This is a genomic window from Shewanella sp. Shew256, assembly GCF_002196695.1.
GTDB lineage: Bacteria > Pseudomonadota > Gammaproteobacteria > Enterobacterales > Shewanellaceae > Shewanella > Shewanella mangrovisoli.
Genome location: NZ_NAJR01000004.1, coordinates 12,163 through 24,623, shown reverse-complemented (window position 1 = coordinate 24,623; position 12,461 = coordinate 12,163). Strand labels below are relative to the sequence as shown.

The window sequence follows — 12,461 nt, the reverse complement described above, 5'->3', positions numbered from 1 at the left end:
GCAATAAAAAAGCCCACCAATGTGGGCTTTTTTATTGGGTGTTATATGTCTGCTATGGATTTTGTGGCAACAGGGTGTGATGGGTATCGTTTTGGTCTTTTGCATAATGCAAGGCGACAATCACTAACAGCACCATCAGCGCGCTCAGCAAACCAATACTTAACTGGCCGCCCATTGGCACGAGCGACATGGTTAAGGCGGCAAGCCCCGCATCGAAGTTTTGTAGGCCACCGAGTAGGGCGCCCGCAATGCCTGCTTGGCGTGGGAACGGCTCTAGCGCCGCCGAGGTTAATGTCGGAAATAACATGCCTGCACCACTGAAAAACAGAATCGAGCCTATCAGTAAACTCCAGCCCACGACCAGCTGAAATATACCTGGGATCAACATAAACAAGGCGCCTGCGCCCAAGAGCGCAACCCCTTGTAACACCGTGCGCTGCGCCTGTTTTTGTCTACCCGCAATCAGGGCACCGAGTAAGTATCCAGGGATGGGCGCGACAAAATAGCAGCTCACCATAAACGGCGAGAGTTGCAAATATTGGCCATAGAGTACGCCAGCAATGGCTTCGAAGGCGGCAATGCCGGCAAAAGTCGCGATAAGCGAAAGCAAATAGGCCCTAAAACTGCGGTGGCGCAGTACATGGCGATAGGATGCCAAAATGGGTTGTTGCTCTCGCTTATCCTTGGGTAAGGATTCTCTAAAGCCAAAGCAGAGCAGTAGCCAAACCAAGGCGCCAAATCCAAACAGCACCCAATAAACGGCCTGCCAACCCCAGTAAGCGGAGGCAAAACTGCCTAAAAAGGGCGCGACCAAGGGCAAGAACACCACGGCCATGGACACATAACTATTAAATTTAACTAAGTTATCGCCGAAGTAATGATCCCTTGGAATACTTCGGCACAAGGCGCCCGCACTCGCGGTACCTAGCCCCTGTAGCAGGCTTGAGAAAATCAATTGGCTAAAACTTGTGGCATTTGCCGCCATCAAGGCGCCAAGGATAAAAATCCCAATGCCAATGAGCAGCGGCATTTTACGCCCAACGCGGTCGGATAATGGGCCATAGATAAACTGACATAGGCCGTAGGCGAGCAGATAGCAAGCCATAACTGCCTGCAATTTACTGGCATCCACAGCTAAGCCTTGGGCGATAAATGGAAGTGCAGGGACAAAAATAGTTTGTGCCATCTGCCCACAGGCCACCATAAAAACCAGCATAAAGAGTAACTGAGTGGCGCTGCCTGCGGCGGGTGTCGGCGCTTTTTGTGAGATTAAAGACGGTGTGTCGTCTGACATCATAATTCCATTAAAAAGCAGAGTTGAACGATGGCGCGCATCTTACGCCCAAAACATTTCAGTTCAAGTGGCAATCATATTGATTTACTGGAATATTTTTTAATCTTATTCATAAGTTTTTCTATCGAACTATCATTGTCAAACTAAGCTTACACTTAGTGAGTAACTTGTTAATTGGGTTTTGATTTTGATAAATAGCGGCAGCTTAAATTAATCAACACAAGTTATTTATTAACAAGATTTTTTATATCCGATGTGGATAAAAGAGTTATCGTTCAGATAAGTACAGAGATAGAGACGTAAAGCAGTATGCGAGTTAACAATTAAAAAGATGGAAAGCAGAATCTGCCTTCCATTGAATGAGGGGGCTAAGGGGTCATTTTGCTGGCAGTGCTGCTAAGCCCGTTAATATCTGGTAGCCAACAGTCACCCGAGGCGGTACGGGATAATTTTTATTGCTCAGTAACACCATGCCCAGTTTTTTAGCGGGAATATAAGCCACATAGGCGGCAAAGCCACCAGTTGAACCTGTCTTATTTATCCATAAATCAGGCTGTGGTGCTTGCGGCGGCTCGATTGGTTTCACTGGCAGACTGCCAAACACCACTTCTTGGGTATGTCCCGTAAGCAGCTTATCCAGGGCTATAGGATAGGGATAATGCTCCCAAATCATCTCTTGGGTCATCATACCGACATCAAAGTAGCCAACGTGAGTTGCATCTATGGCCTGCTGTAGTGCGGAAGGGAGAGGATGTTGCTGCATATTGGTTTCAACAAAACGCAGCAAATCCACGGCCGAGGTTTTTATCCCGTAAGCCTCGTCGGCTAACACACCGGGATTCAGGCGCACGGGCTGATCTTGCTTATTATATCCTTGGGCATAATCGGCCATCTTGTTGCTTGGCACTTGAAGATAGCTGTGAGTCATTCCCAGTTGTGGAAATAGGGTTTGCTCCATTGCGTTTGGAAAGCTTTGCCCTAACTGTTTAGCCGCAATTAAACCGAGTAATCCAATGCTGGGATTGGCATAATTTCGGTGTGTTCCCGCGGCATAGGCGGGTTGCCATTCTTTAAAATAACGCATCAATTCTGCATTGTTGGTCACTTTATCAGGCACTTGCATGGGCAAGTCGCCCGCGGTATGGGTCGCGAGATTGATAAGATTTATCTGGCCAAAGGCACTGCCCCTTAATTCGGGCAGGTATTGGCTTACCTTGTCAGTCAAAGTGAGCTTACCTTCGACTTGAGCATAGTTTGCGAGTGCCGCGGTAAAGGTTTTGCTGATAGAACCAATCTCGAACAGGGTATTCACGCTGACATCTTGCCCAGTGGTTTTTGAGCTAACACCATAGGGGAAGAAATACTGTTGACCATTCATACTGATCCCAACAATGGCTCCAGGGATCCCATATTCCTTCATTAAGGGATTAACCGCGGAGTTGACAAGGGATTGCATGGCTTCTGTCTGAACCTGTGATGCAGCATTGGCCACTAATGGCGCCGCCGTAATCAGCATTAAACCGAGAAGGGGTAATGGGTTCGATAAGCGTAAAAACCTCGCTGTTTTTACGGCTGGCTGAAGAGACTCTGGCATACAATTCCTTTCGGGATGATGGGATGATTGAACGGCACGGATTAACAATCTGCGCCGTTTGAAACTCGATAATGATGAAAGGTTTAGCATGATTTAGGCTCGACTCGCCATTTAATTTCGCTTGGGTGATAGGATTAACGGCAATATTTTAGTAAAGGGTGAACAAGAGGTTGATGCCTATATTGCAATGCTGAGTTTTTGATCTGATTTAATGGTGTTTTTGTTGTGTAGGGTCGTGAAATACCCAAAGGAAAATTTAAAGGCAATGCCACTTTTACTCTAGGCTAATTGCGCCTTTCACGGCCAAAGGATACACTGCGCCACCGCACGCAAGTACACGCATAAATGGCGTATACTGAGTCGCGCCTCTAAAAACAAGTTTGACCGAAATAGACTGAGAATTGGCTGCCATGGCTCTAGCCCCCCACGCTGTACATCGCTTATATGAATACCGTAAATCCATATCGACTAAGCCCTTTGGCGCCCGCGGTAAAAAACTGATCCGCTGTCATTTTTGCCTATTGGGCGAGCAATTTTGTACCTGTTCACTGCGTAAACAGTTGACCACTCAGGCCAGTTTTCTGCTGCTGATGTATAACGATGAGGTCTTAAAGCCGACCAACAGCGGTCGCTTAATTGCCGATCTTATCCCGGATACCCATGCCTTTCTCTGGTCGCGCACCGAACCCGCCCCTGAGCTGTTGGCGCTATTAGCTTCAAGCGACTATCAGCCCTTTTTAGTCTTTCCGGCGCAATATGCCGACCAAGGGCAAACCGTATTGACTGAGGTGCCCATGGACAGTCTTGCCGAGGGTAAACGACCACTTCTCATTATGCTCGACGGCAGTTGGCGTGAAGCGATTAAGATGTTTCGCAAAAGCACTTATTTGCAGGGGTTGCCTATGCTGTCCTTCGACCCCGATACCTTAGCCACCTATGCCTTACGTAAGGGCAGTCATGACTTTCAATTAGGGACGGCAGAAGTTGCCTCACTTGCGCTGGCGGCAATGGGCGAGGAGGCTAATGGTAAGGCACTAACGGCTTGGTTCGATCTGTTTGTGGAGTCCTCATTGCTCGGGCGCAATCGCCGCTGCCGCGAGGATATTTTACCCATCAGCGAGTTTACCGACGCCTTCGAAGCGGCTTACTGCGCCGCAACGCCAACCAGTGTTTAACACTAGATAGTTTTTAATCCCCCAAGAGTACACTGACACTCTTGGGGAGTGATTTCACTTGTTCTCATCCGCTGTAAATCCTCGCTTTAGCATTCCCATCACAAATCATTGAACTTATTGATTTTAAAATTTCAATTTTATGCTGTTTGCCTTACACTGAATTTGCATTGGTCACAGGACGTTACCTAGAACCGACTAAAATTGTTAAAACCACTTTGCCCATGCGAGTGGTTCCACTGTCTTTAGAGTGCGGGATTCGCATATGCCTCAACCATCTGTTACAGCTCGTTTTTTTGTTCCACGCTTAGGCTCATTTCCCCTTTATCTGAGTGGGCTTTTGCTCTGTCTCTCGGTGAGTGGCTGCCAAGATCCTGAAATTAAAATCTCCCCCAAAATGGTGGTGGTGGAAAAAGTCACCACGGCAACCGTACCGCTCTATGGCAATTATATTGGCGTGACCCAAGCTTCCTTAGATGTGGAAGTTCGGGCGCGTGTCGATGGCTTTGTGGAGGAGAAGCGTTTTGTCGAAGGTAGTGCTGTCAAAGCGGGTGAACTACTGTATCAGATTGATAATAAACCCTATGTGGCGGTGGTGAATCGTTTAAAGGCCAAGCTGTCTTCTCAGCAGGCTATTCTCGATAAGGCCGAGCGAGATGTGAAACGCTTAAAGCCGCTGTATGAGCAGGATGCAGCCAGTCAGCTCGATTACGATAATGCGCTCTCCACCTTGGCTCAGGCGCGTTCTAACCTCACCGCGAGTCGCGCCGAGGTGGAAGAGGCCGAATTAGAACTCAGCTATACCGAAATTAAGGCGCCAATAGCCGGACTGGTGAGTCGCTCCGAGGTCGATATTGGTGCACTTGTGGGCAGTAAGGGCCAATCGCTACTGACCCGCGTTAAACAGGTCGACCCGATTTATGTCAGCTTTAATATGTCGGCACTGGATTATTTAAATGCCCAGCGCCGCCTGACCAGTTATTCGGCGAAAAAAGAAGCCGAGGTCGAAGGTAAAGCACTCGCGGGTTTTGTGCGGATAACGCTCCCCGATAGCAGTGAATATCGCTACCTTGGGGATGTGAGTTTTACCGATCCCCAGGTGAACCCTAACACTGGCACCTTTGAGGTGCGCGCCATTCTGCCTAATCCTGAAAAAGAGCTGTTGCCCGGCCAATATACTAATGTGCGGATTAAACTGTCCGAAATCCCCAATGCGATTGTTATCCCGCAAAAGGCCACCCAAGTGGATCAGGGCGGGGTATACGTGATGGTGGTATTGCCCAATAACACGGTCGAGCGGCGCTTTATCGTGATCGATCATCAAGGGATTGAAGGGGTTGTGGTTAAAAGTGGTCTCAAGGCTGGCGAGATGGTGATCACCGAAGGCATGCACCGTGTACGCCACGGCCAGATTGCCGAGCCGTTAAGCGCGAAGGAATACGCCGAGAAGGAAGATGAGATGTCAAAAGCCGAGGCACTTAAGCGCCAAGCCTTGGAGCAGCAAAAGCAGGAGCAAAAATAATGGCGCAGTTTTTTATTAATCGGCCGATTTTTGCCAGCGTCATCTCGATTGTTATCGTGCTGCTCGGGGTGATTGCGATGTTTAAGCTGCCCGTCGATCAGTATCCTTATATCACGCCGCCACAGGTGACCATTTCTGCCTCATACCCTGGCGCAAGCTCTACCACAGCCGCCGAATCCGTCGCCACACCGCTCGAGCAGGAAGTGAACGGTGTGCCTAATATGATTTACATGAGTTCCAAGAGCACCAATTCGGGCGGCACCAGTGTGACCATTACCTTCGATGTGGGCACCAATGCGGACTTGGCGGCGGTGGATGTGCAAAACTCCGCTCAGCAAGCTTCGGGGGGGCTGCCAATCGATGTGCAAACCGAAGGAGTGACAGTCTCCAAAGATGCGTCGGTGGAATTGCTAAAACTCGCGTTAACTTCGAACGATGAAAGATTCGATGAGATTTACCTGAGTAATTACGCCACCATCAATATCGAATCGGCGCTGAGGCGTATTCCTGGCGTGGGCCGTACCCGTAACACGGGTTCACGCAGTTATGCGATGCGGATTTGGTTAAAACCCGATGCCATGGCGGGGTACAGCTTAACGACCACAGATGTGATCAACGCCATCAAGGCACAAAACAAAGAATCCCCCGCAGGCACCATTGGTACTCAACCTAATAATGACGACATCAGTTTAACTTTGCCCATCAGTGTGGCGGGCAGATTAAGCTCGGTGCAGGCTTTTAATGAGATCATAGTGCGCGCCAATCCCGATGGTTCGATTATCCGGCTGCGGGATATTGCCGGCGTAGAACTCGGCTCCTCCGCCTATACCTTACAATCCCAGTTAAATGGTGAAAATGCTACCATCTTGCAGGTCTATTTATTGCCAGGCGCGAATGCGTTAGAAGTGACCCGCAAGGTGAAACAGACGATGGCAGAGTTGTCGCAAAAGTTTCCCCAAGGGATAAAATGGGAAGTGTTTTATGATGCGTCCATCTTTATCCAAGAATCTATCGATGAGGTGATCCACACCCTGATAGAAGCCTTGGTGCTCGTGGTGTTGGTGGTGTACTTATTCCTGCAAAATGTGCGCGCCACTTTAATCCCGGCCATTGCCGTACCGGTTTCCTTGATTGGAACCTTAGCGGCCATGCTGGCCTTTGGTTTTACTATTAATACCGTGAGTTTACTCGCGCTGGTTCTCGCCATCGGCATTGTGGTCGACGATGCCATTGTGGTAGTTGAAAACGTGGAACGTTTAATCCATGAGAAGGGCATGAGCGCGATAGATGCAACCCGAATTGCGATGAAAGAATTGTCGGGCGCATTAGTGGCCACCAGTTTAGTGCTCTGCGCGGTATTCGTGCCCGTGTCGTTTTTAGCGGGGATCACCGGCATCATGTACCGCGAGTTTGCGGTGGCGATTACGGTCGCTGTGTTGATCTCCACCCTAGTCGCGCTGACCTTAAGTCCGGCACTGTGCGCCTTATTATTAAAACCCAGCAAGGCACCAGAAAGGGGATTCTTCCATTGGCTGAATCGTAAACTCGACCTAGGTACCAACCAATATGTCGGCTTAGTCGCCTTAACCAACAAATACGCCAAACGCAGTTATTTAGCCTTTGCGATTATGTTTGGTGGCACCTATTTCATCATGTCCCATTTGCCGAGCAGCTTTATGCCCGATGAGGACCAAGGTCGGTTCTTTATCGATATGACATTGCCCGATGGCTCAACGGTGAATCGTACCGAGACGATTTTAAAGAAAGCCGAGCAATATGTGCGCGCCAATCCCGCCGTGGCCTATTCATTTACCTTGGCGGGGGAAAACCGCCGCTCGGGGGCGAATCAGGCCAACGGTCAATTTGAAGTGGTACTCAAGCCTTGGGCTGAGCGCGAAGCCAGTCATGCTACGGTACAATCCGTGATGAAGGCGATAGATAAGGAGCTGAAAAACGTCTTAGAAGCTGAGTTTAACCTGTATTTGCCATCGGCCGTCCCCGGCTTAGGCAATGGCTCTGGGGTGGAAATGCAGCTCCAAGACACCTCTGGCACCCATTTTGATGGCTTAATAGAAACCGCTAACGAATTAGTCGAACAGCTAAAACTGCAGCCTGAAGTTGCCAGTGCCAGCGTGTCACTGCAGAGCGCAATTCCACAGTTGCATTTGACGGTCGATGAGGCAAAGGCGATGGCGATTGGGGTGAATGTTAGTGATATTTACAGCACCATCAAAACCTTAACGGACTCCTCAACCGTGAATGACTTTAACCTCTTTGGCCGTGTCTATCGGGTGAAGATCCAAGCGGAAGAAAGCTACCGTCAATTTCCGCACCAGATCAAAGATTATTATGTGCGCTCATCGAGCGGCGCTATGGTGCCGATTGGCGTGCTGGCGAAGTATGATTACACCGTTGGGCCATCTTCCGTGACCCACTACAATTTATTCTCCAGCGCCTCCATCAATGTCACGCCTGCAACGGGCTACGCCACTGGTGATGTTATCCAAGCCATAGAGCGGGTCGCAACGCCGATCCTGCCCGATGAGTTTAAATACGAATGGACAGGCATTACCTACCAAGAGGTGCAGTCGGCGAACCAAACTGGCATTGCTATTGGGTTAGCACTGTTATTTGTATTCCTGTTTTTAGCCGCGCTCTATGAGAGTTGGAGTATCCCAGTCGCGGTATTGCTGATCGCGCCCATCGCACTCTTAGGGGCGGCGGTGACGACCTTAATCAGTGGGATGCAGAGTAACTTATTCTTCCAAGTGGCATTTATCGCCTTAATCGGTATGGCGGCGAAGAATGCGATTTTAATTGTCGAGTTTGCCAATCAGTTGCACCAGCAAGGCCGGACGCGTATTTCGGCGGCGCTCGAAGCTGCGACCATGCGCTTTAGGCCGATTTTAATGACCTCCATGGCGTTTATTCTTGGGGTGTTGCCGCTGGTGTTATCCGAAGGGCCTGGGGCCGTGAGTCGGCAATCGATTTCTTTACCCATCCTGGGTGGCATGGTGTTGGCAACCACCATAGGCATAGTGTTTGTGCCGCTGTTCTTTGTAACGACCGCTGGCTGGGTTAAAAAGAAAGTCGTTAAACAACCCATTAAAACAAAAGAGGAATTACTTCTAGATCAAGAAACCGTCGAGGAGGTGAGCCGTGGTTAAGCATCATACTCTCTCCAGCCATCCATCATCGGCGACTCGGCCTGTGATCCAGTATTTTTCAGTGGGTTTGCGTTTAAAGCCGCTTTATTTGGGACTCGTGACGGCATTGAGTGTTGCAGGCTGCGCCATGGGGCCAGATTACCAGCGGCCAGAGCTGGCGTTACCGAGCCAGTATCAAGCGCAAATGTTGTCGCAAACTACTGCCGAGCAGGGGAATGTAAAGGAGGTCTCGGCCCTATCTTGGCGGCATTTTTATCAAGATCCTGTGCTGATTTCCTTGATTGAACATGCGCTTGCGAACAATCTGGACCTACAAATGGCGCAGTCGCGTCTTCTCGCTGCACGTTCAAAAATGACAGTGGTCGACAGTGCGCTTTGGCCTGAGGTTTCAGTCAAGGCGGGGTATGAACGCAGTTTAGATAGCGGTGCAACTAGCGCTAATCCAAGTCCGAGTACCACCTTAGATTTAGGCGGCGCGGTTTCGTGGGAGCTAGATCTTTGGGGCGCAAACCGCAGGGCGAGCGAGGCCGCTATGGCCGATTATCTTTCGGAGGTTGAAAAGCTCAGGCTCAGCCATGTCAGTCTTATCAGTGATATTGCTAGCCGTTATTACGAATGGCTCGATATCGAGCAGCGTTATAGTGTGTCTATCGACACCGTGGGATTACGGCAGAAAGAGCTGGATATCGCCAAGCTTCGCCATGCCAATGGCGTGATTTCGGGCCTCGATGTGCGTCAGGCAGAAGTTGAGCTTCAAAGCACCAAAGTGACCTTGCCGACATTAGACTACGAAAGAAAATATAAAATAAATCAGTTGCATATCTTACTCGGTGAATATGATTATGCATTACCATCTCCCCAAGGCTTACCCGAAAATATGGGGTTACCCTATGAACTCAATACAGGTGTTCCCTCTGAATTGTTGACATTGAGACCCGATGTCAACATTGCCGAGCAGCAGATGATTGCAGCGAATGCGGAAGTGGGTATCGCCAAGGCGGCCTTTTTCCCTAAATTTACCATTTCGGGTGTGTATGGTCGGGAGAACAATCATCTTAAAGATATCTTCGACAGTAATGGTGTCACTTGGTCACTGCTTGGCGGCATTAGTGCGCCAATTTTTAACCGCGGAAAGATTGCTGCTGAATATGATATTGCCATCGAAGCAGCTACACAGTCGATGCTGAATTATCGCAATGTGGTGCTGACCGCTTACTTTGATGTGAACGATGCGCTGAATAATCTTAAACGCGCCCAAGAGGCCATCAAAGCGCAAAAGGAATTAGTTGAATCTTCATCGGCTTATGCACGTCTTGCTAGACTGCGTTACCAAAATGGTGTGGCCACTTCGCTGGATTTAATGGATGCGCAGCGGCAATTGTTTAGCGCCCAATTGGCCTACAGCGAGATCTTAAGGGATAAGCAATTGGCCAAAATCGCCCTGTATCGAGCGCTGGGTGGTGGTGCCGTGAGTGAATAAAAAATCCCCGCTGGCGGGGATTTTTATCGGGTTTCGGTAGGGTGAGTGATTAGACCGCCACTTCTTTACCATCGAGTTTGCGGATCACAACAGTTGCCGCACGTGGACGCAGTACGGTACCAGCAGGCGTTATTTCGGCCGCATTATTCGAATAGGGCCAGTTACCCGGATGCTGGATGTTGGCAAAAACCGAAGTGTAATCTGGGCTGATAGCAAAGCCTGTGACTTCGCAATCGTTTGGCCCGACAAAGAAACGCTTTAATTCCATTTGGTTTTCGGCCGTGACACTGGCTTGTTTATTAGCACTGTCGACTAAGGTTGATGGCACAATCGCCAGCATTTGATCGTTGGTTTCTTCGGCGACTTCTTTGGCACCATTATCGGTTTGCACCCATAAAATACCGCGGGCGTCGAAGGCCAATCCATCGGGGCTGGCAAATTGGTTAAGGTCAGTTAAGCCCGACAGGTTGGTCTCGGCATTGCCATCACTCGGTGAGCCAAAGACAAAAATATCCCATGTGAATTCAGTGTCTTTATCACCTTCATCCCAACGAATAATGTGCCCAAAGGAGTTTTTAAGCCTTGGATTAGCTGGGTTTGCCTCGGTACGCTTAGAGTTGTTGGTCAGGGTTAAATAGGCTGAACCTGTGAAGGGGTCAACCGCACACCACTCTGGGCGGTCCATAGGCGTTGCGCCGACTAAATCCGCCGCACCAGCAGTATTTAAGATAATCTCGGCCAGACTGGCAAAGCTATCGCCTAAGGTTTTACCATCTGTCGTTTGGCTGTCTAAGGTCAAAGGCAACCATACACCAGCGCCATTTTCATTAAACTTAGCGGCATACAATGTTCCTTCATTCATATATTTATCACCCATTTGCAGGCGATTTGTGCTGTTTGCATCCTGTGGATCCCACACGGCATTCGACACAAATTTATATAAGTATTCGAATTGAGAATCGTGGCCAGAGTAGAACACCACAGGTTTACCTTCGGTTAATTTTCCAAAGGTACATCCCTCGTGGCGGAAGCGACCAAGGGCAGTGCGTTTGATGGCGCGTGAGCTTGGATTGTAGGGGTCAATTTCAACGATATAGCCGTGACCATTAGCCTCGTTGCGGTAATCATCTTGTGCACTATTCCCCTTTGGCGTGACATCAAAACGCGCGAATTCATCGAGACGCTCCTCGGCGTGACCCGCTAAATCATCCCAGCCATAGCGGGTACTGCTTTTGCTGATCCCAATGCGAGCTTGATCGGCGGCTAAAGTGCCACGGTTGGCAAAGTAACCCGGCCAGTTTTCTTCGCAGGTCAAATAGGTGCCCCAAGGCGTGAAACCATTACCACAGTTATTTAAGGTGCCACGAGCCTGACTTCCATCGGGCGAATAACGGGTTTCTAGTAGTGGCGAATAAGCGAGTGGCCCGGCGATATCCATCACAGTTGCGCCGGTAAAGCGGCGGTTATGACTGTCGTTGTAAACAACTTCCCATTGATTATTAATGAGTTTAATTCTTACCACCGACACGCCGTGGGCATTAATTTCCTTACGGATTTCATCGATGATGGTACGTAATCCAGTGGTTTCATCTACGGTTGGGCCATTAGGATGCAGGGCTATCTCGTCGATATATTCATGGTTGATACAGAGTAAACCGTCATCGCCGGCATCATTCAATGGGAAGAAATGCATACCATCATGATGCATACCGACAGAGTTTGCTTGGTCATCGGCGGTATTGCTGCCATCGGCTTTCCAAGGTGTGGCCTTTGCATTTAATGGTGTTCCCCAAGGGGCGAGTACTTGCGCGCTGTAACCTTCGGGTACCACAACCGCATCCAGGCGGGCGCCGGCGACTGATGTGAAGTTTAATTTGGCGCTACTTTGGGTCGGTGGTAATGGCGGTACGGGATCGATAGGTGTTGGGGCAGGGGAATTGTCCGAACCACAACCGACTAATCCCATGCCTGCAAAGGCGGTCATCGCACCTAGGCCTAATCCGCTTTTCACAAAATTACGGCGGGATAAATGTTTATCCAACACTTGGTTAAAAGGTTCGTTATTACTTTTATTATAAAGTGTTGGATCAAAGGTGGCCTTGCTCATATTTCACTCCAGCTAGTTCGAAGAATTAAATTTCGAAGCTAAGCCTAAAGTAGCAATATGACACTAAAGCTGAGTTTATATGACAGTAATACTGCAATATAATAATTTTTCTTATTTATTAAAAA

8 protein-coding genes are annotated in these 12,461 nt (G+C 49.1%); 4 read left to right on the top strand and 4 right to left on the bottom strand.

All coding sequences use genetic code 11. The features are described 5' to 3' along the window. Positions 1 to 52: 52 nt before the first annotated feature. The 3 genes from emrD to B5P39_RS24660 form a co-directional block, all read right to left on the bottom strand. Positions 53 to 1,297 (bottom strand): multidrug efflux MFS transporter EmrD, encoded by a 1,245-nt coding sequence (gene emrD, locus B5P39_RS08285; RefSeq protein WP_088211158.1) that lies wholly within the window; start codon positions 1,295 to 1,297, stop codon positions 53 to 55. Between the two features lie 373 nt (positions 1,298 to 1,670). Further along, positions 1,671 to 2,810 (bottom strand): class C beta-lactamase, encoded by a 1,140-nt coding sequence (ampC, locus tag B5P39_RS08280; RefSeq protein ID WP_088211442.1) that lies wholly within the window; start codon positions 2,808 to 2,810, stop codon positions 1,671 to 1,673. Positions 2,811 to 3,162: 352 nt separating this feature from the next. Beyond that, positions 3,163 to 3,300 (bottom strand): hypothetical protein, encoded by a 138-nt coding sequence (locus B5P39_RS24660; protein WP_166485351.1) that lies wholly within the window; start codon positions 3,298 to 3,300, stop codon positions 3,163 to 3,165. Between B5P39_RS24660 and B5P39_RS08275 the strand changes: the two genes are divergently transcribed. From B5P39_RS08275 to B5P39_RS08260, 4 genes are all read left to right on the top strand, one after another. Beyond that, entirely contained in the window at positions 3,299 to 4,063 is a 765-nt protein-coding gene (locus tag B5P39_RS08275; protein WP_088211157.1) for a tRNA-uridine aminocarboxypropyltransferase, read from the top strand. The genes B5P39_RS24660 and B5P39_RS08275 overlap by 2 nt on opposite strands. Before the next feature lie 262 nt (positions 4,064 to 4,325). Continuing rightward, entirely contained in the window at positions 4,326 to 5,582 is a 1,257-nt protein-coding gene (locus B5P39_RS08270; RefSeq protein ID WP_088211156.1) for an efflux RND transporter periplasmic adaptor subunit, read from the top strand. Next, complete coding sequence (locus B5P39_RS08265; protein ID WP_088211155.1) at positions 5,582 to 8,749, top strand: efflux RND transporter permease subunit; 3,168 nt, start codon at positions 5,582 to 5,584, stop codon at positions 8,747 to 8,749. Before B5P39_RS08270 ends, B5P39_RS08265 begins: the two co-directional genes overlap by 1 nt. Next, positions 8,742 to 10,229, top strand: a complete 1,488-nt coding sequence (locus B5P39_RS08260) for an efflux transporter outer membrane subunit (protein ID WP_088211154.1) — start codon at positions 8,742 to 8,744, stop codon at positions 10,227 to 10,229. The genes B5P39_RS08265 and B5P39_RS08260 overlap by 8 nt, the downstream gene beginning before the upstream one ends. Before the next feature lie 49 nt (positions 10,230 to 10,278). Here the strand turns inward: B5P39_RS08260 and B5P39_RS08255 are convergent, their stop codons facing one another. Beyond that, positions 10,279 to 12,336, bottom strand: a complete 2,058-nt coding sequence (locus B5P39_RS08255) for a PhoX family protein (RefSeq protein ID WP_088211153.1) — start codon at positions 12,334 to 12,336, stop codon at positions 10,279 to 10,281. Between the last annotated feature and the right edge of the window lie 125 nt (positions 12,337 to 12,461).